Annotated in this window: 25 protein-coding genes; 6 read left to right on the top strand and 19 right to left on the bottom strand. The window is 36.0% G+C overall.

Features of this window, described 5'->3' with window-relative positions; genetic code table 11:
• Positions 1 to 170 precede the first annotated feature (170 nt).
• On the top strand, positions 171 to 560 hold the full coding sequence (locus C1726_RS01700; RefSeq protein WP_102271571.1) for a DUF7147 family protein: 390 nt from the start codon (positions 171 to 173) through the stop codon (positions 558 to 560).
• A gap of 42 nt (positions 561 to 602) precedes the next feature.
• Here C1726_RS01700 and C1726_RS01705 read toward each other — a convergent pair whose 3' ends face one another.
• The 5 genes from C1726_RS01705 to C1726_RS01725 form a co-directional block, all read right to left on the bottom strand.
• On the bottom strand, positions 603 to 878 hold the full coding sequence (locus tag C1726_RS01705) for a YlbG family protein (RefSeq protein WP_057768164.1): 276 nt from the start codon (positions 876 to 878) through the stop codon (positions 603 to 605).
• 141 nt (positions 879 to 1,019) lie between these two features.
• Positions 1,020 to 1,463, bottom strand: a complete 444-nt coding sequence (locus C1726_RS01710; protein WP_102271572.1) for a YlbF family regulator — start codon at positions 1,461 to 1,463, stop codon at positions 1,020 to 1,022.
• A gap of 54 nt (positions 1,464 to 1,517) precedes the next feature.
• On the bottom strand, positions 1,518 to 1,946 hold the full coding sequence (locus C1726_RS01715) for a hypothetical protein (RefSeq protein WP_102271573.1): 429 nt from the start codon (positions 1,944 to 1,946) through the stop codon (positions 1,518 to 1,520).
• Positions 1,947 to 2,093: 147 nt separating this feature from the next.
• A complete protein-coding gene (locus tag C1726_RS01720; protein ID WP_102271574.1) occupies positions 2,094 to 2,333 on the bottom strand; it encodes a YlbE-like family protein in 240 nt (79 codons plus the stop codon).
• Between the two features lie 15 nt (positions 2,334 to 2,348).
• Entirely contained in the window at positions 2,349 to 2,753 is a 405-nt protein-coding gene (locus C1726_RS01725) for a YlbD family protein (RefSeq protein ID WP_102271575.1), read from the bottom strand.
• 137 nt (positions 2,754 to 2,890) lie between these two features.
• On the opposite strand from C1726_RS01725, the gene C1726_RS01730 reads away from it, so the two are divergent.
• Both C1726_RS01730 and C1726_RS01735 read left to right on the top strand, forming a co-directional pair.
• Positions 2,891 to 3,376, top strand: coding sequence for a PaaI family thioesterase (locus tag C1726_RS01730; protein ID WP_102271576.1), 486 nt, complete (start codon positions 2,891 to 2,893; stop codon positions 3,374 to 3,376).
• 27 nt (positions 3,377 to 3,403) lie between these two features.
• Positions 3,404 to 3,760 (top strand): hypothetical protein, encoded by a 357-nt coding sequence (locus C1726_RS01735; RefSeq protein WP_102271577.1) that lies wholly within the window; start codon positions 3,404 to 3,406, stop codon positions 3,758 to 3,760.
• A 38-nt stretch (positions 3,761 to 3,798) separates the two neighbouring features.
• On the opposite strand, the gene C1726_RS01740 is transcribed toward C1726_RS01735, so the two are convergent.
• Positions 3,799 to 4,953, bottom strand: coding sequence for a CAP domain-containing protein (locus C1726_RS01740; RefSeq protein ID WP_235822680.1), 1,155 nt, complete (start codon positions 4,951 to 4,953; stop codon positions 3,799 to 3,801).
• Between the two features lie 112 nt (positions 4,954 to 5,065).
• The gene (locus C1726_RS01745; RefSeq protein WP_102271578.1) at positions 5,066 to 5,698 is read right to left on the bottom strand and encodes a LysM peptidoglycan-binding domain-containing protein; all 633 of its coding nucleotides are present in this window, start codon (positions 5,696 to 5,698) and stop codon (positions 5,066 to 5,068) included.
• 237 nt (positions 5,699 to 5,935) lie between these two features.
• Here C1726_RS01745 and C1726_RS01750 point away from each other — a divergent pair, with 237 nt between their 5' ends.
• A complete protein-coding gene (locus C1726_RS01750; protein WP_102271579.1) occupies positions 5,936 to 6,295 on the top strand; it encodes a YugN family protein in 360 nt (119 codons plus the stop codon).
• Between the two features lie 39 nt (positions 6,296 to 6,334).
• On the opposite strand, the gene C1726_RS01755 is transcribed toward C1726_RS01750, so the two are convergent.
• The 7 genes from C1726_RS01755 to cyoE all read right to left on the bottom strand — a co-directional run bounded on the left by C1726_RS01755 (position 6,335) and on the right by cyoE (position 13,184).
• Entirely contained in the window at positions 6,335 to 6,802 is a 468-nt protein-coding gene (locus C1726_RS01755; protein ID WP_102271580.1) for a DUF420 domain-containing protein, read from the bottom strand.
• A 200-nt stretch (positions 6,803 to 7,002) separates the two neighbouring features.
• Positions 7,003 to 7,905 (bottom strand): cytochrome c oxidase assembly factor CtaG, encoded by a 903-nt coding sequence (ctaG, locus tag C1726_RS01760; RefSeq protein WP_102271581.1) that lies wholly within the window; start codon positions 7,903 to 7,905, stop codon positions 7,003 to 7,005.
• A gap of 143 nt (positions 7,906 to 8,048) precedes the next feature.
• The gene (gene ctaF, locus C1726_RS01765) at positions 8,049 to 8,384 is read right to left on the bottom strand and encodes a cytochrome c oxidase subunit IVB (RefSeq protein ID WP_102271582.1); all 336 of its coding nucleotides are present in this window, start codon (positions 8,382 to 8,384) and stop codon (positions 8,049 to 8,051) included.
• 3 nt (positions 8,385 to 8,387) lie between these two features.
• Positions 8,388 to 9,017 (bottom strand): cytochrome (ubi)quinol oxidase subunit III, encoded by a 630-nt coding sequence (locus C1726_RS01770; RefSeq protein ID WP_056684004.1) that lies wholly within the window; start codon positions 9,015 to 9,017, stop codon positions 8,388 to 8,390.
• On the bottom strand, positions 9,017 to 10,891 hold the full coding sequence (ctaD, locus tag C1726_RS01775; RefSeq protein WP_102271583.1) for a cytochrome c oxidase subunit I: 1,875 nt from the start codon (positions 10,889 to 10,891) through the stop codon (positions 9,017 to 9,019). Before ctaD ends, C1726_RS01770 begins: the two co-directional genes overlap by 1 nt.
• A gap of 27 nt (positions 10,892 to 10,918) precedes the next feature.
• Complete coding sequence (gene coxB / locus C1726_RS01780; RefSeq protein ID WP_102271584.1) at positions 10,919 to 11,992, bottom strand: cytochrome c oxidase subunit II; 1,074 nt, start codon at positions 11,990 to 11,992, stop codon at positions 10,919 to 10,921.
• A 253-nt stretch (positions 11,993 to 12,245) separates the two neighbouring features.
• A complete protein-coding gene (gene cyoE / locus C1726_RS01785; RefSeq protein WP_102271585.1) occupies positions 12,246 to 13,184 on the bottom strand; it encodes a heme o synthase in 939 nt (312 codons plus the stop codon).
• A gap of 642 nt (positions 13,185 to 13,826) precedes the next feature.
• On the opposite strand from cyoE, the gene C1726_RS01790 reads away from it, so the two are divergent.
• A complete protein-coding gene (locus C1726_RS01790; protein WP_102271586.1) occupies positions 13,827 to 14,798 on the top strand; it encodes a COX15/CtaA family protein in 972 nt (323 codons plus the stop codon).
• Between the two features lie 38 nt (positions 14,799 to 14,836).
• Here the strand turns inward: C1726_RS01790 and pyc are convergent, their stop codons facing one another.
• From pyc to glsA, 4 genes are all read right to left on the bottom strand, one after another.
• Positions 14,837 to 18,277, bottom strand: a complete 3,441-nt coding sequence (gene pyc / locus C1726_RS01795; RefSeq protein ID WP_102271587.1) for a pyruvate carboxylase — start codon at positions 18,275 to 18,277, stop codon at positions 14,837 to 14,839.
• 137 nt (positions 18,278 to 18,414) lie between these two features.
• Positions 18,415 to 19,617, bottom strand: coding sequence for an FtsW/RodA/SpoVE family cell cycle protein (locus C1726_RS01800; protein ID WP_102271588.1), 1,203 nt, complete (start codon positions 19,615 to 19,617; stop codon positions 18,415 to 18,417).
• A gap of 232 nt (positions 19,618 to 19,849) precedes the next feature.
• On the bottom strand, positions 19,850 to 20,131 hold the full coding sequence (locus tag C1726_RS01805) for a YlaN family protein (protein ID WP_102271589.1): 282 nt from the start codon (positions 20,129 to 20,131) through the stop codon (positions 19,850 to 19,852).
• A gap of 120 nt (positions 20,132 to 20,251) precedes the next feature.
• A complete protein-coding gene (glsA, locus tag C1726_RS01810) occupies positions 20,252 to 21,181 on the bottom strand; it encodes a glutaminase A (RefSeq protein ID WP_102271590.1) in 930 nt (309 codons plus the stop codon).
• Between the two features lie 162 nt (positions 21,182 to 21,343).
• Here glsA and C1726_RS01815 point away from each other — a divergent pair, with 162 nt between their 5' ends.
• Entirely contained in the window at positions 21,344 to 21,841 is a 498-nt protein-coding gene (locus C1726_RS01815; RefSeq protein ID WP_102271591.1) for a hypothetical protein, read from the top strand.
• Between the two features lie 49 nt (positions 21,842 to 21,890).
• On the opposite strand, the gene C1726_RS01820 is transcribed toward C1726_RS01815, so the two are convergent.
• Entirely contained in the window at positions 21,891 to 23,216 is a 1,326-nt protein-coding gene (locus tag C1726_RS01820) for a PhoH family protein (protein WP_102271592.1), read from the bottom strand.
• Positions 23,217 to 23,276 lie beyond the last annotated feature (60 nt).

Consider the following 23,276-nt stretch of genomic DNA (forward strand, 5'->3'; position numbering starts at 1 on the left):
CATCAGTCACACAAAATTTAAAACAAATTAGCAAAATTTGTTTCATTCTGTCGCATTTAACACACAAACTTATTCTCTATACTGTGATATTTAATAAAACTTCAATTTTTACATAGAAAGTGATACAGTAGGGGAAAAGTACTTTTTCGCATTTGAGGAGGCAATTTGACTTGATACAACGTTTTATTGAAATTGGCGAGGGCTATTCTGATATATATGAATTAATTGAAATTGCAAAAGCCAATCCCTCTCGGCTTTGTCATATGATGGCTTTCCATACTGCTATTAACAATAGAGAGGTTACATCCATTGTTGTTGTCTTAAAGCCAACAGACCCCGGCAGCTTTCAGCCACTTTACATTTGCAGAGAGGGAATTCCTAATCCTAAAATTACACCAAATAAACGCTTTGATCTCTTTGCGGAGACTGCAAAGGAACTGCAAAAAGAAATAATCCAGCTTGACATCAAACCATCCACAAGTTTCGCTGAAAAGGAACTATTTTATCAATATGTGATTGGAATCCTCCGATTAAATCATTATATCCCCCCCCTACAATAAGGGAGTAAAATATAAAAAGTTGAGAGCATAGCCCTCAACTTTTTATATTCCCATTTTATAATCATATTCTTTTGCCTTATCAGGCTTTGAATTTTCAAATTCCATTCTTAGAAATGGCTTATAAGATGGTTCGACTTTTTTCACAAATGAATACGAACTAATTTTGGCAATTAATCCTTCCGTTTCATCCATATCACAATACAATACTACATATTTTAACCGTTTTGATACGTAATGAACGTTCCCGAACCTTCTTAACATTTTCGCCTGCTTTAATGTATATAGCCAGACGATAATTCCTTGCCGTTGACCGAGCATAATTTCTTCCCCTTCAGAGTAATTCTTTTTTAAACAGTCTAGCATAAAAAAACAGTTCATTTCAATGATATGCGCTAATTACTCATCAGAAAATTATGAAAACAAAAAAATAGCATGGATTTACTCCATGCCATCCTTCAATTATGAACAGCCACAGCTTCCTCCAGATCCACATCCTCCTCCACAGCTAGATGAGCTGTCGAAAAAAGGGTTCCCTGTAGGAACTTTAATTTGATTAGAGACAGAGTGACCAATTAATACACTCACTTCATCTAATATCGCTTGGAGATCATTCTCTGCCTTTCTAAATTCAGCGACATTTTCATCCATATCCATTTCTCTTTTTAATTCCCTAACGGATTTCATTACCGTTTTATAGTCAGGATGATATTTCCCAAAGCGCTGAACGTCGTCATAATGCTCCTTCATCTTTACGAATCTTCTTATTTTGGCCTGTGTATCTTTATTATTCTTTAATCTATATAAACATTGACGGTAGTATTCCGCTTCCTCTGACTCAATAATCATAGCAGCTAATTGTTCAGCCTGATCTAAAATCTCTATTCCTTCTATTGTAGCAAGCAAAATAAAGCTCACCTCCGCTTCATATTTTATCATGAAACAGAGGAAACGTAAAAGCTATCGAATGGTAACATCGAATTCTTTTTTCATTATTACGGATGATTCTCTCTTTGTAACAACCTCTAATTTAAGTCGGTGAGTTCCGGAGGATAAGCCTTTTACAATAAATGCAGCTGAATAAACCTCTTCCTTCTTTTTCCCATCCACATATAAAATAATTTTACCTGTCTTTTTCCCCGCCGTTTCCCTAAAGGTAATCCCTTGAACGATACACTCGATTAACACGTTCCTTCCTTCAACTTTATGATTTACGAAAAATGGTTCGCTGCTGCTTAATGAAGTTTTAAATACGGAGATATCAAGAGTGTCTGTATAAAAACTGATAGGTTTTACAATATTATTTGTTTCTGGTTCAGGAATATCTTTCTTGCAGCCTGAGACTATCACAAGCAAGCAAGCCATATATACATTAATAAACATTTTCATTGGTTCTCACTCCTTCATTTCATACGCTAATGAATAAATAATTAAAGTTTTCTTATGTATTTATTGTGTGCCTGGAGAATACTTTTTACTCTATATCCAATGGCGCACAAACAAAATAAAGAAGTTCTCTCCCTAAGAGAACTTCTTTTATGATTGTGAATTCATCGCTTGAAACATCCCCATCATCATTGACGCCATTTGTACACCATTTGAAAACTTCTCAACTTTATGTGGAATTGTATTTTTATAATAATTTAATGCTGCTACCTCTAGTGCTTGAATTTCTTGAGGGTTCCTCGAAAGTTTTCTGTACCAGATTGGCTGTTCTCTCATAAAATTTTGCAGCTGTTTATTTTTACTTACATAATTTGCAATTTCCTGCCTCATCTTCATTCCCCTTTACTAATCCTTTTTAAAAACAAACGGATTGCTCAGTTTTGTTTCAGTCACTTTCGTATTCACAGTGCCTCCACCTTGAAATTGAGAAATAACGCCCTGTACTGCTGCCAATGCTTTACTAAGATTGTTAACATAGCCTTGCATTTCATTTGGATCCACTTTTTTGATTGTCCCCATGATCGTGCCAAGCCAATCTGTTTTCTTCCCATTTTCCTCAGGAGCAGTTTCACTCTTTGTCCCTGTCAGCAATGAATCCCATCTAGAGTCTTCTTCCCCTAATAAATACCAGTCTTCATATAATTCCTGCAATGTTTTTTTGCCTGTCTTGACTTCTTCCATAATTTTCGGATTTGCTTTTACAAACATTTTAAATTGTTCGACAGAAGGATGAAGTTTTTTATTCGCCATTCCGATTCACCTCTAACTGATACAATTACCTACAATATTTTATGAATAACTAAACAATTGGTGAAAAGATAAATGTAAAATGAATCTATTAATGATAATATAAAATTGCGGAAATATTGCTGAAAGGTGAATTCAAAATGAAAGAACAACTTAGGGAACTATTAGAACATAGTATGGAAGAAGCAACTGCAGAAGAACTTGAGACTCTTAATAACATATTACGCGGCTTCACTAAAAAACAAAAAAATATAAATAGCTCTTACATTGGCGGTTTGCTTCATATGGAGCGAACAATGGATGATAAAGAATGCCATTTAACCGTTCCACTCTCCCCCCTATTAAATAATACTTTAGGGATTGTTCATGGGGGCATTACAGCTACTATTATTGATTCAGCAATGGGCACATTGGCTAATTCAATCCTCCCTGAAGGGTATGGTGCAGTTACAACTCAATTAAATATCCATTATTTAGCTGTTGGAAAGGGGGATTATCTGCAATGCAAGGCATACATTGACCATAAAGGGACAAAGAATATGGTTATGTCCGCAGATGTTCACCGATCAGATGGTAAAAAAATCGCACAAGCAACTGGAAGCTTTTTTATTATCAAGAAAAAATAAAGACATCTTTCGAGTGGTGGTGAAAAAGTGGTTACAGCCATTGTTATTCCTGTTATTTGCCTTTATTTTTACTGGATTGCTAAAAAAGAAATGCGTAAGAGTATTCAAGACTGGACGGATCTAAAAAACGTCCCTGAAGAAGCAATTATTTATGGCAAAATCATGGAAGTAACTGGGTCAAAGCAACGTTTTTCCTATTATCGGTTTGTATACATTTTAGAGCTATCCATTCAAATGGAAAATAAAAGGTGGGCAGTAAAAAAAATTATTCCAATCGAAAAGGGATTTACAGTACCTAATGTAGAAAAGGGAGATTACGTACAAGTATTTGGCAATTGGAAGGAAGATTATTTTCAAGTGGGCAGGATTGTAAAAAGAGCTTGAAATCAAGCTCTTTTTTAAGATGATATAATAAATAATTGCTATTCAGACCATTTTTCAATAAAATTTTGTGTGTAATGTTTCTTATATACGCCAACACCTAAATGTGTAAACTTTTCATTTAGTAAACTTTCCCGATGCCCCTTACTATTTAGCCAGCCTTCAGCAACAGCTGGTGCGTCTAAATAATTTGCAGCGATATTTTCTCCGGCAGTTTGATAAAAGATATTTGCAGCATCAAGCCGATCGGATAATTCTCCATATTTCTTAGATGTATGAGAAAAATCATTCGTTTCAAACATATCCTTACTATGTGCAAAAGCCACCTCAGCCGTTTCCTCATCCCATTCTAATGGTTCTAAATCATGCCGTTCACGAATCATATTCGTAATGTCAAAAATTTGTCTTTCATTGCCTTTTTCAACTTTCTCTTCGATCACATTTACTGGTGGATTCACTTCAAGAAGTTCCCCTCGATAGACCATTTCATATGGTCTTTGCTCAATTAATGTCTTTGCATTAAGCATTCGAATACTTGATAAAGTTCCAGTAAATTTATCAATATAAAGCTGTAAAAAAGCATTCCCTAGCTTGATTAGTGGACGAGTATTCATGTCATCCTCAGATAATTCAAACATGTAGGAACTATCTCCATAATCCAGACCAATGTTTGCCTCTATTGTTGTTAAGTGATAAATATCAGAGATAGACTGCCCAATCTTGAAAGGAGGGATTTGTACATCAGAACCAGTTGCATAAATGGTTACAACCTTTTCTTTCTCAACACCAACTTGCACATATGTATGCAAATCCATTTTATATATCCACCAATCATATCCATAAAAAGTTGGATCTTTTCTTTCGGGCTCTCCAAGAATACGAATCAATTCCTTGCTTGATTTTCCAAGCACATTAATCAGGCTTTCTTGAGGAATTTCTAAATTAGAAGAATCTTGCTGAGCGATAACCTCATCCAAGGTTTGGTCAACTTTAGGATGCTGCTCTTCTTCATTTACCAATATTTCTTCTTTTGGACTAATATTCGTATTAAATAAAAATACAACGGCTAATAAACCTGAAATTAGCACGAGAATCCGAACAAGATTACGCAGAAGGATTTCCTCCTTTCTATCATTTATTATTATTATTATTATATATTCTTTTCTACTACTAAGTATATCATTATTCCTATTCAATTTAGATAAACAAACTGAAAATTCCGATATCAACTAATTAATATATAGAAAATGAATAAAGAACACCCTCTTAGGTGTTCCTTTCTTTCAGCAAATAGCGGAGCGCAGCCTTTTAATTTCCTGTAATCAAAATCGTCCAATAATGATTATAAAGTCCCCCCTCTGCATAGCCAATCCCTATTTTCGTTGCGCGATCATTTAATATGCTCTCTCTGTTTACACTTGAATGTAACCAAGTAGAGAGGACAAGCTCGGCAGATTGATAGCCTGCTCCAATACTTTCCTTTACGATTTGATAAGGAATATTTAACTTATTTAACATACTAGCGGGACTCCCATAAGTAGGGGAATGATGGGAGATATACCTATGTTCAATCATATCAGCTGATTTAATCCTTGCTGCCCTTGTTAAGGAATCATCAATGATTAACGGCTTCATGCCAAATTGTATTCTCTTAGCGTTCAGTAAATCAGCCAGTTTTGCCTCTTCCTTACTTAGATTTTTTTCATGTCTATCATTCCACTCAACACTCGGAATGACGATAACCTGTCCTGGATAAATTAAATTTGGGTTTTGAAGCTGCAGATTACTATGTATGATCCTTTCTAGGCTTATTTGATGATGTATGGCAATATTCCAAAGCGTGTCTCCCTCCATCACAACATAGTTTGATTGGGCATTTGCAGCCGTATTAAATGAAAAATAGAAGATAAAAGGCAGTGTAAACTGTAATTTCATTCTCATCTATTAACCCCTTTCACTGATCCTTTCTTATCTTTTCCAAATGAAATGAAAATGCTCGATGTTTTATGAAATTCGTTACAATTTCTTGAATTCAATCCATGATTAAACTGATTATTTTATGAATCCGTTGCATCTTCTCTCTTTTTGAACTATTATTAGATTTGGGATAAAACTTGTTAAATTTCACCTAATATGCTGCAAACAGCTATTAAGGGATTGTTTTTAGGAGGGACAAACATGCAGTTTGAAAATACGGGTCTTGAAAAAAAGAAAGCAGACTTAAACCGATTAGATGATTTAATGTTAACCTATGGACTTGTTCGTGCTGGTCAATGGGATTATGAAAGAGTTACATACGACCGCAAATTTGATTTAAAAGAAGGCGTGTATTATTTACGCGTATTCGGTGTTGCTGTTGAAGGCGATGTAGGCGCAGATAAAGCAGTCATTCAATTAAAGACACCAGCTTTAGGAAAACACTATTATCCACATGGTGTTGAATATGGTGCAGATGAAAATTATCCGAAGACACTTGTTAGCCAATGCGAAAAAATACTTAATGATTTAAATGCTGAAATCGAAAAGTTTGCACAATAAAAGGAAAAGACGCATATTAGATGCGTCTTTTCTGTTTATTTATGAGCCTAAGATCGCTTTAATTGTAGAGGTTGTTTCACCGCCATGGTAAAACACATACAATAGAAGATACACGACTACACCGGTAATAGCCGTAAAAAACCAAATAATACTTGTGATTGGACCTAGCTTTCGATGAAGGGTTAATTTATTTTTAAACCCGCTTATCAGCGATATTAGCCCAAATACAGCACCTGTTGTAGCTAACGTTACATGAAAGATCAAGAAAATCGTATAATAAATTTTGATATCATCAGGTCCGCCAAAGGCTGTATTCCCGATAAAAACGGTTCTGCTCATATAAATAATAAAGAAAATAGTTGCGCATATTCCCGCAAGAGTCATCGACCTTTTATGAGCGTCAATCTTCCGATTACGTATTTGCCCCCAGCCAATCGCAACAAAAATTGCGCTAAGAACAATAAATGTGGTACTTATAGTAGGTAAAATTGGCAATGAATAATTCATATGTCTCCCTCTCAATGAAATTAATAACATTTTACTAATAGCTGTATATAAGTATACAGCAACTCTCAATTAACAAAAGCACCTATTCTTAAAAGTTCCAAAAATGTTCATACTTTATTTAATAAAATGTGATTTTTTATATAGAACAAACAAAAAAATCCCGTATTACAAAACCCCATCTAAGTAGGATGGGGTTCTATTTACTCAATTGGCTGTGGATTTAATCTATGCTGTTTTTCAACTTCTGTTTCTTCCTGCTCTTTTTTATACCAGCTAAAGAAAACTCTTGCCAGGACAAAGCCATATACAATCTCTTGGATAATCTTCATAATAATCCCGCCAAGCTGCTGGTCATAAATTAAGGACATTGAACTGAATACTTCTGGTCCGCTCAAAGTTAATCCTGCAAGTGTAGTGCCAGGCACACAAAGTTCCAATGCTTTTGCCCATGCGTTTGGATCAGAAAATGTTGCATAAAGCGGTACATCAGCAAAAATAATTAACCCGCATGCAGGTAATAATAATGCCCCGCCAGCAAATATATACCCTACCTTTTTTAAGCCGCTTAATGTATGCTGATTGTCTAAGCGATTTATGAGTGGCCACCAAAAGAAGATACCCAAAATAAATAATATGGATGTATAGCCTGCGTGAAGCCACATATTTGTTTTGATAAAATCAAAAACTAATGGAATATGATAGATTGAAAAGATTCCATTAAACAAAATCAAGGCTATGACTGGATTAGAAAAAATATAAAATATTTTTTTGAAAGATTTATTATTTTGAAGCGTACGCCATATCCATGGAGGAATTCCTAGAATGACTAGCTGCGGAATAACCAAACAAAGAATAGCCATTTGAGTCATATGCGCATAAAACATAAGATGGCCCATTAAATCAATAGGTGAACCTTTTATGATATATATAAGAATAATCGCCAGTGAGAAATTAATCGCCTGTCCCTTTGTTAATGGATCACTTTGCGAAAATTTATTCCTAAATTTCAAAGTAATAAGGAAATAACCAATTAAAACTAGCACTAGTACACCAAAAAAGATTGGACTCCATAATGCCCGAAAACCAAATATTGATATCGACACTTCGTTATCACCTCTTTAATAAAAACGTACACCAATAGTATACTCCCATTCATGAAAAACTCCAAGAATGAAGCATTTTCACTATTGCTAATATTCGATTTATATAAAAAGAATCGGCTAAATAGCCGATTCCCCTTGTAAATTTACCACCAAATTATTGTTGTATAACAAAGAATTGTCACAAACGCGATGAAAACTCCAGAATACATAAATAGTTTTGGCGCTTCGTGCCCCTCATGGCTCATATGCATGAAATAAAATAATTGAAAGATCACTTGAACACCAGCAAGTAGTAAGATAAACGGAACAATAAACCATCCAGTAAATCCTTCATAAGCTACTGCAACAAATGCAATCAGCGTTAAGAAAATCATTAAGGCGAACGTAATTACTTGATGTTTCATTTCTTCCGCATTCTTTTTACGGCGATATTCAATGTCTACACGAGGATTGCCTGAGTTTAATTGTTGATTTGCCATCAGTTATCCCACCATTCCCATTAAATATACTACTGTAAAAATAAATACCCAAACAACGTCGATAAAGTGCCAATAAAGGCTTGCAACGTAATACTTCGGTGCATTATACAGATTTAATCCACGTTTGCTATTGCGGATGATTAAAGTAGTAATCCATAGCAATCCAAATGCGACGTGGGCACCATGGAAGCCTACAAGTGTATAGAAGGCTGAACCAAAAGCACTGCTAGTAAAAGTATGACCGAATTCATGCACATAATGGTTGAATTCATAAATTTCAAGACCTAAGAATGCTAATCCAAGAACAACAGTGATTCCTAGCCAAACTTGCATTTTCTTAAAGCTGAAATTTTTCATATGGTACATTGCATACACACTTGTCAAAGAGCTTGTTAAAAGGATCATTGTCATTGCAAAAACTAATGGAATTTCGAATAGATCCTTTGCTAATGGCATGTCGCTTCTAGGGACTGAATCTTTCAATGCAAGATATGTCGCAAAGAGAGAGGCGAAAAGTACCGTCTCTCCCCCTAAGAATAACCAAAAACCTAAGAATTTATTTTTTGCCTCGAGGGTTTGTTTTTCAGGCGCAGCAGGCCAAGTTTCAACAGTCATTTTTTCTTCTACATGCATTATGCCTTAACCCCCTTATCATTGTCATCAATTAATTCTTCTTTTGGAATATGATAACCATGATCATCTTTAATCGAGCGTACAAACATTGAACCTAATGTAAATAGAAGCCCGAAAATTAATACTGGAATTCCCCAAGTATTTCCTTCATCCCCATGATACATTGCACCAAATGCTGCAATGAAAAGACCTAAAGAAATTAAGAATGGAATAAAGGAGTTATTTGGCATATGAATATCTCCAAGCGGTTCAGCTGGTGTCATTCCTTTTTTGCCTTCCATTTTTTCGATCCAGTATGCATCAAGTCCACGTACTAGCGGAAGCTGCTTGAAGTTATAATATGGAGGCGGTGATGATAAAGCCCACTCCAATGTTCGTCCGTCACCCCATGGATCATTTCCAACCTTTTCATTTTTCACACTTGTAATAATAACGTTAATCAATAAAACAATTACACCTGCTGCCATTAAAAAGGCACCGATTGAACTTACTACGTTCGATGTTTCAAATCCTTGACCTGGAAGGTAAGTGAAAACACGACGCGGCATCCCCCATAGTCCTAAGAAATGCTGAATAAAGAACGTCATATGGAAGCCAACAAAGAATAAAACAAATGTAATTTTCCCTAAAACTTCATTTAACATTGTTCCAAACATTTTTGGCCAGTATAAATGAGCTCCAGCGAATAGAGCAAACACAACCCCACCAACAATTACATAGTGGAAGTGAGCGACTACGAAATACGTATCATGGTACTGATAATCCTGTGCAGCTGACCCAAGCATTACACCTGTTACTCCCCCCATTAAGAAGGAAGGGATAAAGGCAACTGCCCAAAGCATTGGTGTCGTAAAGCGAATACTTCCGCCCCACATCGTAAATAACCAGTTGAATATTTTAATACCTGTAGGTACAGCAATTGCCATAGTTGCAACAGCAAAGATCGCATTAGCAATTGGTCCTAACCCTGTTGTAAACATATGGTGAGCCCAGACCATGAATCCTAAGAAACCAATAAGCACGGTCGCAAATACCATTGATGAATAACCAAAAAGGCGCTTCCTTGAGAAAATTGCAAATATCTCTGAGAATATACCGAATGCTGGTAAAATCAAAATGTAAACCTCAGGGTGACCGAAAATCCAGAAAAAGTGTTCCCAAATAATTGTATTTCCGCCCATTGCTGCATCAAAGAAGTTCGCACCAAACATACGGTCAAATGTCATCAAGAATAAACCAACAGTTAATGGAGGAAATGCAAATAAAATTAGTGCAGATACTACAAATGTTGTCCATGTAAACATCGGCATACGCATATAAGTCATACCAGGTGCACGCATATTAATGATCGTAACAAGGAAGTTTATCCCACCAATTAAGGTTCCTAGCCCTGCGATCTGTAAGCCGAGAGCATAGAAATCAATTCCATGACCTGTCTGAGCGATCGAAAGCGATGCATAAGACGTCCACCCAGCGTTTGGCGCTGCGTCTAAAAACCATGAAAGATTTAGAAATAATCCGCCAAAAAGGAAAAGCCAAAATCCTAATGAATTTAGAAATGGAAAAGCTACATCACGTGCCCCAATTTGCAATGGCATAACCGCATTCATAAATGCAAAAACGAGCGGCATCGCAGCCAAGAAAATCATTGTTGTTCCGTGCATTGTTAATAGTTCATTAAATAAACCTGCACTTACAAAATCATTATTAGGTTTTAAAAGCTGAATTCGGATAAATAATGCTTCAAGTCCACCGATTAAGAAGAATAATCCGCCAGCTATTAGATAGAGGTGTGCAATTTTTTTATGGTCTACTGTTGTTAAATAGTCCCATAACGTTGCCCCAAATCCCCTTTTCTGAGCATTGGTACTCACAATTTTACCTCCTTTATAAACATATCACTATTCACCTTGAACCTTTAACCCCATTAAGTACGCAGTAAGCGCATCTAGTTGTTCAGGTGTTAATTCACCATAAGTACCAGTCATTTTATTTCCTGGTTTATATGTTTCTGGATCAGACAACCAATTTTTTAAGTTTTCTTCATTATGCTCTAAATATCCTGCGATAATATTACGATCACCAAAGTTAGTTAAGTTCGGTGCCATACGAGCATCAGCAGGTGTACCATTTGAAGGCGTAACAGCGTGACAGCCAATACAGCTTTGATTAAAGATTTCTTGACCTTGCTGTGCTAAATCAGTTGTTGCTTCCTGTGGCTCCTTAATATTTTGCATATTAGTTACCCACTGATCAAACTCTGCACGCGGAAGGGCTTTCACTTTAAAATCCATCAAAGCATGTGATGGACCGCAAAGCTCTGCACATCGTCCTTGGAATAGTTTGTCAGGATCAGCTTTTTCACTATCAAACTCTAACCAGAATTTATTTACGTTTTCAGTGTTGTTATCCATTTTTCCGCCAGCTGCTGGAATCCAAAATGAATGTTTTACATCTGAAGCAATTAAATTAAAATAAACCTTTTCATCAGTCGGAACAATCAGTTCTTGACCTGTTACTATTTTTTCATTTGGGTATTCAAATTCCCACCAGTATAAATTCGCACGTACATTGACAACAAGTGCATCAGAAGTTCCATCTTCATTCTTCTTCTCCATTGCATCAACATCAGCAAAATTGAAAACCGCTGACACAGTCGGAACAGCTAGGACAAGGACTAATAAGATCGGAATAACAGTCCAAATAATTTCCATAGCGTGGTTTCCCTCAACTTGATTAGGAATTTTGTCATCTTTACGACGGAATTTCACTAATACAATAATGAAAATTACCGCTACTACTGCCATTACAGCAATCATAATAATTGTGCTGAACACCATTAAATCATATTGTTTTTTTGCTACTTCACCCGCAGGCTGTAGTGCTGATAAATATGGTTGACCACTGCAAGCAGAAAGCACGAGCGTCAGAATTGCAAATAATGAAAGTAGACGCCATTTCGCAAGCCTTTTCATAAGCTAATCAATCCCCTCTTTCTTTAAAATTTCTGTTTGAATTTTTTAATTCAAAAAAATTATGAATAAATTCTTTCAATACTTAGGAAAAGAAAGAATTCCTAACAATAGTTGTTTTTGACATTTTAGTATGTAACTTATTAGTAGAAATTATTATTAAATTGAAACAATTATTCGTTTGTTGATAAAAAGAAAAGCAGAACGTGCTTTTGATAAAAAATAAACCAAATATTTCTTCGTTCTGGAAACTTTTTTATAAAAGTGTGATTATTACCATAGCTACAAACATGATAGTCAGATATTGTAGAGAGTATACAAACATTAAAGTTGCCCATTTAATATCATCCTTGAATTTCCTTGCATATATCCCTGTACCGATCCAGCCAATATTTAACAATGTGGCAAGGACCAGGAAAGGCATTCCTAACTCAGGAAGAAAAAACGGGAGCGGCAGTAATGCTGCAATCCAAAGATAAATATGACGCTTGGTAGTTTTAAAACCTTTTACAACTGGAAGCATTGGTACTCCGGCAGACCGATATTCCTCCACTCTTCTCATAGCAAGTGCATAAAAATGTGGCGGCTGCCAAAAAAACATAATTAAAAATAAAACCCATGCGATAACATCAAGATTTGCGTCTACAGCAGCCCAGCCAATTAACGGCGGTACTGCACCAGAGAAACTGCCAATAACCGTATTAGAAACATATCTTCTTTTTGACCAAATTGTATAAGGAACGATATAGCTAAATACTCCAATTAACCCAATAACTACAGCTGTCATTGTTGTCAACATTAAGAAAAGAGTTCCAGCTATAATTAATAGGAAGCTCATTGCAGCAACTTTTGTGGGATTTGCTTTGCCAGTAACTGTAGGCCTTTTCTTCGTTCTTTCCATTAAAGGATCAATATCTCGATCTATGTAGTTATTAAGAGCACATGAACCAGCAATAATTAATCCTGATCCAATTAATGTGTAGAACACTAGATCTAAGTTGTTAAAAAAGCCTTTGGATGAAAAATGCAAAGCAAGCCATAATCCTGTAAAAGTCGTAATTAGGTTTGAATTAACAATTCCAATCTTGATGAGCGAAAGAAAATCCTTCCACGCAGTAGATTTTGGCACTTTATTATCTAGGCCTTGATCATTGTTGTCGATGCCTCCATCAATGACAGCCCTCGTATTAGACATGATTCTATTTCCTCCTTTATCTCTTATCACAAATACACCATTATTCACTACAACTACTATAAAGCATTACAGCTTTCATTGCTATATTTGCAATAAAAAACGAAGGGTACATCCTTATACATTATGTGTACAATACTTTTTCACTATAGATAACGTAAAAACATTGTAAAATTTTTATGTAGAAAAACAGACCTTCCTCTGTATATTAAATCACACTTTTATGATTTTTTGTGAACATTTTTCGAATAAATTGTGAATTTTTTGTGTCAACGCATTTTTTCTCTTAAAGAAATGTTGTTTTTCTGCCATAATATAAAAGAGTTTATCCATGTCCCTTAGAATCCACTTGGACTTAGCTAGAATAAGGTAGTTATCGTTTATTCTTTCACCTATTTAAACCTCCATTCTATTTCTAGCAAACTCTGTAAAAACTTTCAACCCTTATTACTATAATTACAGTGAAAAAATAATAAAAATATTGAATAACTAAAATATTTCCATTAGAATCTGAAAAAGCATCTACTATTTCTGTTCATTTCATATTAAATTCGATATGATGGGTACGATATACTTATTCAATGACAATATTATTATTTGTTTTCTATTATAATGAACGAATCTTTTAGAAGAAGGTGAAAAGTTTTGCAACGATCATTGAAATGGCTCGCCGTTTTAACAACAATTGGGATGCTGCTCATATTGTTGGGGGGAGCGCTTGTTACAAAAACCGAATCAGGAATGGGCTGCGGAAGATCATGGCCACTTTGCAATGGTGAACTCGTCCCTACCGATATTACCCCTGAATTAATAATTGAACTGGCTCATAGAGTCGTTTCAGGTACTGTAGGTTTAATGGTATTGCTTCTTTCCGTATGGACATGGAAGACAATTGGTCATATAAGAGAAACGAAGTTTTTATCATTTACTTCATTCTTTTTTCTTGTCTTACAAGGGTTAATAGGTGCTGCTGCTGTCATTTGGGGACAATCAGACTTTGTTCTTGCTCTTCATTTCGGCATCTCACTAATTTCATTTGCTACCGTATTATTGCTTACCCTCCTAATATTTGAAGTTGACAAAAAATTCGAAGCGGAAAAGGTTATTCTCGATAAACGGATGAAAAAGCATATCATTGGTGTTTCAATCTATAGCTATGTCGTGGTATATACTGGTGCCTTAGTCCGTCATGTGAATGCTAGCTTAGTATGCCGAGATTGGCCATTATGCATAAATAGTTCATTTTCACTTCCTGGGAACATGCATGAATGGGTGCAAATGGGGCATCGCGCTGCTGCAGGTGTAATATTTATATGGATTGCCTATATTACTTATCTGGCAGTAAAGCATTACAAAGACCAAAAGGTTATTTATTGGGGATGGGTTATTTCTTTCATCCTTGTCACTCTCCAAGTAATAGCTGGTGCTTTAGTTATAATTACAAGGCTTAATTTATATATCGCGCTTGCTCATGCATTCTTTATATCTTGTCTGTTTGGGGTTTTAAGCTATTTCATCCTTTTAACTTCACGCAGCAAGAAAAATGCATTAGCCCTTGAGGAAATACAGGCTGCAGAAGAAAAAAAGGTTCCAATTCCGCCTGTTACTATCCATTAATGTAAAAAAAACGCTGCAGCTAATGCTGCAGCGTTTTTTTATTTTTTTAATTCAATTAATAAATCTCCAGTTTGAATTGCCTCGCCATTTGTTACGAAAATATCGCTGACTGTACCAGAGAATGGTGCTTGTACAGTTGTTTCCATTTTCATTGCTTCTGTGATCATGAGATGATCACCCTTTTCTATTTTCTCCCCTTTTTCAACCAATACCTTTATGACTGTTCCTGGCATAGAAGCACCAATATGATGATCATTATGTGGATCAGCCTTCACCTTAGAAACCACAGTTGACTTTATACTTTCATCTTTAATGACAACCTCGCGCGGCTGTCCATTTAATTCAAAGTATACTACTCTATTTCCATCAGCCTGAGGCTGACCAATCGAAACTAGCTTAACAATAAGTGTTTTACCTGTTTCAATTTCTATTTCTATTTCCTCACCCAATCTCATCCCATAAAGGAAAGTCGGAGTATCTAGAACTGATATATCACCAAATTGTTCAACCGTCTTGATATAATCCATATATACCTTTGGATATAATGCATAAGCAAGTGTATCAAATATTGTTATTTGTCTGCCAAGATCGTTGAATAATTTTTCTTTTATTGCTTCAAAATCAACATCCTCCAGCAATTCTCCCGGTCGAACTGAAATTGGCTGTTTGTTTTTTAAGATTACGTTTTGCAATTCTTTTGGGAATCCGCCATATGGCTGTCCAAGATAACCTTCGAAAAGCTCCACTACTGAATCAGGAAAATCTAATGTTAAACCTTTATTGATCACATCTTCTTCATTCAGTTGATTTTGCACCATATACAATGCCATATCCCCAACTACTTTTGAAGAAGGAGTAACTTTCACAATATCTCCAAACATTTGATTTACACGGGAATACATTTCTTTTACATCGTCCCATTTTTCCCCAAGTCCAACACCCTTTGCCTGCTGCTGCAGATTGCTGTACTGGCCGCCAGGCATCTCATGCTGGTACACTTCCGAGTGCGGGGCGATCATACCACTTTCAAATTCTTTGTAATATTTCCGTACATCTTCCCAATAATATGCTAATTGTTCGAGTGCCTGAATATTAATATTTGGTTTCCGATCGGTACCTTCAAGCGCATAATAAAGTGAATTCGCACTTGGCTGGGATGTTAATCCTGCCATTGAACTGATTGCAACATCAACAATATCTACCCCTGCTTCGATTGCTTTTGCATAGGTAAATATTCCATTTCCGCTTGTATCATGTGTATGAAGGTGGATTGGAATATTGACAGTTTCTTTTAGTTCAGAAATCAATTGATAGGCAGACTGCGGCTTAAGAAGACCTGCCATATCTTTTATCCCTAAAATATGAGCACCTTGATTTTCAAGTTCTTTAGCCAAATTTTTGTAATAAGTTATATTATATTTAGTTTTAGAAGGATCAGAAATATCACCTGTATAACAAATAGCAGCTTCTGCAATTTTCCCTGATTGTCGAACAGCATCAATCGCAATTTCCATGCCTTTCAGCCAATTTAAGCTATCAAAGATACGGAATACATCAATCCCCGCTTGTGCCGATTTTTCAACAAATTCTCTGATAACATTATCTGGGTAATTCTTGTACCCTACAGCATTTGAACCTCTTAAAAGCATTTGAAAAAGAACATTCGGCATTTTCTCTCTTAAAGTCAGCAGTCTCTCCCATGGATCTTCCTTTAGGAAACGATAAGCAACATCAAAAGTTGCTCCTCCCCACATTTCAAATGAAAACATTTCTGGCAAAAGCTTTGCGGTTGGTTCCGCTATGTGTTTAAGATCATTTGTCCTTACTCGGGTTGCCAATAGCGATTGATGGGCATCACGGAAGGTCGTATCCGTTAATAATACCCCTTTCTGCTCCTTCACCCATTTAACAACTCCATCTGGACCATATTTATCCAAAATTTGCTTTGTACCATGTTGATAACTATTCGACATATCTAATTTTGGCACTCTTGGAGTTTCAAATACTGGTCTCTTCTTCTTTTCGATCCCAGGAAATCCATTAACCGTAACATTTGCAATGTAGGTTAGCATTTTTGTTCCACGGTCTTTTCGTTTTGGAAACATGAATAATTCTGGCGTTTTATCGATAAAGGATGTATCGTACTCACCTGTAAGGAACTTCTCGTGCTTCACAACATTTTCAAGAAAAGGGATATTCGTTTTTATCCCGCGAATTCGAAATTCCTGAAGGTTCCGGACCATTTTCGAAGCTGCTTGCTCAAATGTCATCGCTTGAGTAGATAGCTTCACAAGCAATGAATCATAATAAGGTGTGATAACAGCCCCTTGAAATCCATTTCCAGCATCTAGGCGAACACCAAATCCGCCACCTGAACGATAGGCCATTATTTTTCCTGTATCAGGCATGAAGTTATTCAATGGGTCTTCTGTAGTTACACGAGATTGAATCGCGTAACCATTGACATGGATATTCTCCTGCTCTGGAATCCCAATTTTTTCACTATGAAGCGGATATCCTGCAGCAACAAGAATTTGTGTATGAACAATATCAATCCCCGTAACCATTTCTGTAATTGTATGCTCAACCTGTACACGCGGATTTACTTCAATGAAATAAAACTCTTCTCCCGATACGAGAAATTCCACAGTACCAGCATTAATATAATCCACATTTTTCATTAATCTTACTGCAGCCTCACAAATTTCATCCCTAAGTTTAGGAGATAATGAAACACATGGTGCGACTTCAACTACCTTTTGATGGCGGCGTTGAACCGAACAATCCCTTTCATATAAATGAACAATATTTCCATATTTATCACCAATAATTTGTACTTCAATATGCTTTGGTTTTTCAATAAACTTTTCTACATATACTTCATCATTGCCAAATGCCGCTTTCGCTTCAGATTTTGCCCGCTCATACGCTTCACTTACTTCGTCAATATGCTTGACGATCCGCATGCCTCTTCCACCACCGCCAAGTGAGGCTTTAATGATAATAGGAAAACCATGGCTCTCTCCAAAGTTAATGACATCCTCCAAGCTGTTAACAGGTCCGTCACTGCCTGGAATTACAGGAATTTCAGCAAGCTGTGCTTGTGTCCTCGCTTTTACTTTGTCGCCAAACATATCTAAATGTTTGGATTCAGGTCCAATAAAAATGATTCCCTCTTCTTCACATCGTCTGGCAAAATGGATATTTTCTGATAGAAATCCATATCCTGGGTGAATAGCATCCACATCACTATTCTTCGCAATATTAATAATACCTTCAATATCTAAATAGGCATCAATCGGTTTTTTTCCTTCACCAACTAGATATGCTTCATCCGCCTTATATCTGTGATAAGAACCTGTATCTTCCTTCGAATAGATAGCAACTGTTCGAATATGTAGTTCAGTACATGCACGGAATACGCGGATAGCAATCTCGCCTCTGTTTGCTACTAACACTTTGTTGATTGAATGGTTCAAGGAAAACACCCCTAATGTATTTTTTGATTTTTCTGGTAATTATTTGTGTAGAACGGTCTAAAAAGCAAACCGCTCATAAAACAATAAAACTATTTAACTTTTTTTCTAATTATCTAAAAGAACACATAAAATACATGTTATTTTCGGTAATTATAAATATTTCCAGAAACCTTTTCCTCATTGGCAGATTGGCTGATGTCTTTCTTATTTTTATATTTTTCTTCGTAGTTAACAAACATTGATACGTTAACAAGAATCCCCATCGCTAATGACAATTGCAGAAGCGATGATCCCCCATAACTTACAAAGGGCAAAGGTACACCAGTAAGAGGAATGACTCCAGATATACCTGCTAAGTTTATAAATGATTGAATCCCAATCATGCTAGATATACCAATTGCCAGCAAACTTCCAAAAGGATCCTTGCATTTTAAGCCAATAAATATTCCTTTTAACACAATATAGCCTAGGATTATGAGGACAAAACATACACCAAATAATCCAAGTTCTTCAGCGATTACAGCCATAATAAAGTCCGTATGTGCTTCAGGTAGATAGCCTAGTTTTTGGACGCTATTCCCTAAACCTAACCCCTTCAATCCTCCTGCCCCTAATGCTAAATAAGAATTTACAAGCTGATAGCCAAAATCAGTTGAAAATGGGTCTTGAAAGGCTTCTATTCGGCCCATACGCACTTTCGTGAAAATCTTATCCTTCATAATTAAGACTAATGGAGCTACCATGATAAAACCGATTAATCCAAGTTTAAATATATTTTTATAATTCATTCCTGACGCAAAAATAATAGTTGCTGCAATAGCAAATATGATAGCAGCTGTACCAAAGTCCGGTTCCATAGCTACTAGTACACATGCAAGAAATAAATAAGCAAGCGGAGGGACAACTCCTCGATTAAATTCATTAATATATGATTGTTTCTTTGCATACACAGCAGATAAATAAATGATAACCGATAATTTAATAAATTCGGATGGCTGTAAACTGCGCTTGCCTAACTCAAACCAGCTTTGTGCATTGTTCGTAGCTTGTCCAAATACAAAGAGTGCAAAAAGCCCTCCTAAGGAAAGGAACACCATCGGAATAAGAATTTTATTGCTCAGCATTGCTTTATAAGGAAAAATTGCCATAAAAGTGAATGCTACTGCAGAGATGATTAAATGAGTCTTTTGTTTATTGAAAAAATAATCACTGTCAACCTTATTAATTTGTACCGCGGTAACCATACTTGCACTATAAATCATGATCAGTCCAAACACTGATAACATGAGTACAGCAATAACCAATGTGTAATCATATGATTTTAGTATTTTTTTTAACATGTAGCCCTCTTCCCTTACTACTTGCATTGAAATATTTATTCGACTAAAGCATTAAATTATCCTGCATGGAAGAGAAGATAAATTAAATGTATCATACTAATTATCAAAAATCCACAATAATGTTATACTATTAACAAAAAGCATAACATTAAATTGAACTAATTCTCTCCCATATTTACAATGATAAAAAAACTCAAACAATTCTAGTAGAATGTTTGAGTTTTCTTTAACTTTATTTTCTTACGGATGCTTCATGCAGAATAGATAACTCTTTTTCTAATTCAGCTAGAATAGCTTTTCCCTCAGACTCCTCAATTAAGCCAAGCCGAACAGCAAATTCGATTTCGCGAGATAACCCAAACATTTGCGTATCAAGCACTTCTTCGTAAAGAGGACATTGAGGCATGGTGAGATTGTCCATCTGCACTTTAATTAATTTTAATATTTTATCTGCATCAGCCTTTAATAGTGCATCTGCTTTTTTCTTATGATCTAGTATGATTTCAGAAGTCAACTTTCAATCCCCCCGTTTCCCGAGCGATTATCCTATCTATAAATTTTATACGGTAAAAGAGAAAAAAGCAAGGATAATACGGTGTACATAGGGAATAGAATGTTCATTTTGTAAACTAAGTTAAAAAATACTAAAATTATACCTGTCTGCAAGAATTTCCAGCAGTTTTATTCCCGCCATACTATTGCCTTTTTCATCTAATGCGGGACCAAAAATGCCAATGCCATATTTCTCAGGAACGACACCAAGAATCCCTCCTGAAACACCGCTTTTTGCAGGGATTCCCACCTTGATTGCAAATTCACCAGATGCATTGTACATTCCGCAAGTGACCATAAACGTCTTACATATACGTGCAATATGAATTGGAATCAGTCTTTCCCCTGTTGCTGGATCCACCCCATTTAATGCAAATACCGCACCAATTCTCGCCAAATCAAAGCAGTTCATTTCAATGGCACATTGCTTTGTGTAGGTCATCATCAACTCTTCAACATCGCCCTCAATCACTTTATGCTGCTTCATAAAATAACACAGCGCCCGATTTAGCCAAGCTGTTTCCAGTTCTGATTTTGCAACTTCCAAATCGTAAGAAACATCTGTATTATTCACTAAACAACGGACAAATTGAAGGATACGCTCCCATTTCTCTTTCTCACTTTCTCCTTTGATCATATTTGTAACGGCAAGGGCCCCTGCATTAATCATTGGATTGAGCGGTTTAGAAGGAATAGAGGTTTCCAGCTTTGATATCGAATTAAACGGATCTCCTGTCGGCTCCATCCCAACACGTTCAAAAACATAGTCAACACCTCTGTCCTGAAGAGCGAGCGCAAGAACAAGCACTTTTGATATACTCTGCAGTGTGAATTTCCTCATATAATCCCCTGCATAAATACATGAATTATTCTTCTCATAAATAGCAACTGATAAATCGGACTTATTTACTTTTGCTAGTGCTGGAATATAGTCAGCAACTGTTCCTTTTTCTGAAATGGAACGAACCTCATTAACAATCGCCTGCAAATCATCATTTGAATTACACGTCATACTGCCTTCCTCCAAACATTACTACTCGCCATATTTTATTGTTCTTGTTTCTGTCATTTTCATTCTCTCATTAAGTTGTAAGTATGACAAATCCCAAAAAAATCTGTATACTTACGGTTGTATTGAATGTTTTGGTCTTGTCTCTATGAGGAGGATTTAGTAATGGAAAAAATAATATTATTTAGCGGAAAAGTAAAATATCCGATCACTCTTGATCCTGGAGTATGGATCTTTGATGATCGACGAGTTGATTTAACTACCTATTTTAATTCTGAAGAAGAAAAAACAGATGAATTAGAAGAATACACGAAGGAAATTTCTAAACATTGGGATAGAGAAATTATGGAGGGTGCAGTCTTTCCGCCGACTCTAAAAACGGAAAAAAAGTACGAGAAGGAAAAGGTGCTGACAGGTACTTTCGGTATTCCATTTAAACCATTTCTAAAAAATGCAGAACCAGAGAGTGAAGCCAGCCAGGTAGTAATTGTTTGTGAAGAAGAAGAAATAAGCATTTCACTTCAAAAGGCAGAAGAATTAGTTTTAGGTTTTTCTGAAAATGGGAAACCATTGCTAAAAGATGGACCAGCATATGTTTATTATGGGGATGGTTCGAATAGAGATAATCCAATAAGAAACGTGAAGTCATTTAGAGTGGAATAAAACAAAGGAAAGAAGGGCGATGTTCGTATATCATCGCCCTTTCCCATTTCTACAAAAGATCCGCAGCTAATTGTGCAAGCCCGGATCGTTCTCCTTTAACGAGCTTAATATGCCCAGAAATCCTTTGATCTTTAAATTTTTCTACCACATAAGTTAGTCCATTATTATAAGCATCTAAATAAGGATGATCAATTTGTTCCGGGTCTCCCATCAATACAATTTTACTTCCCTCGCCAACACGGGTAAGAATTGTTTTCACCTCATGCTTTGTTAAATTTTGTGCCTCATCAATAATAATATATTGGTCAGGAATACTTCTTCCTCTAATATAAGTTAATGCTTCCACTTCAATTGATCCCATGCCTGCTAATATGGCATCTAGTTCCCCAGGTTTTTTTGCATTAAATAAATACTCTAAATTATCATATATAGGCTGCATCCATGGCCTTAGCTTTTCTTCTTTTTCACCCGGAAGAAAGCCTAGATCTTTACCAACTGGTACAATTGGTCTTGCTACAAGCAGTTTTTTATAGTACCCGAAATCCTCCGTTTGCATTAGCCCTGATGCAAGTGCTATAAGGGTTTTTCCTGTGCCCGCTTTTCCTGTTAGTGTAATTAAAGGCAAATCTCTCCTTAGCAGCAGCTCCATCGCAATGGTTTGCTGAACATTCCTTGGTTTAATTCCCCATATATGCTCATGATCAAAAATAAGCTTTTTAATCTTGTTTTCCTTTTTATCAGCAATTCCAAGCGCGGATGAGGTGGACCCCAGTAAGTCTTTCATCAAAAGGAATTGATTTGGGTAGACTGATGTATTGACTATATCAAGTGACAGCTCCCCTTTTTCATAAAAAAGATTTAATTTTTCCTTAGGAATAAAAACTTCCATAAAGCCTGTGTACAAATGATCGTTTTCAACTACTCTGTCACTTAAGAAGTCTTCACAATGCAATCCAATTGCATCTGCCTTCACTCTGACAAGGGCATCTTTACTTACCAAAATGACGGTTCGTCCATCTTCCCTTTCTTCTTCTTCAAGAGAGAGGTTTTTTGCTACCGCTAATATTCGGTTATCATTTGTTTTTTCAACAAAGATATCTTGTAATTGCTGAAAGGATCGATGGTTTAATTCAATTCTCAAACTCCCTCCATTTTCTAACGGAATCTTTTCGTGGAGCTTGCCAGATTCTCTTAAACCATCAATGAGTCTTGATACTTGCCTTGCATTCCTGCCAATCTCATCCATATATCTCTTTTTGGAATCAACCTCTTCTAATACAACGGCGGGAATTACCACTTCATTATCTTCAAAAGAGAAAATAGCATTCGGGTCTTGTAACAAGACATTTGTATCTAACACATATATTTTACTCAATTCGATGCCTCCTGCCCCTATTAGATCATCTTAACAGTGGAACGAATAGAACTTTGATTA

The sequence above is a fragment of the Cytobacillus massiliigabonensis genome (assembly GCF_900199725.1).
Classification (GTDB): Bacteria; Bacillota; Bacilli; order Bacillales; family Cytobacillaceae; genus Cytobacillus; species Cytobacillus massiliigabonensis.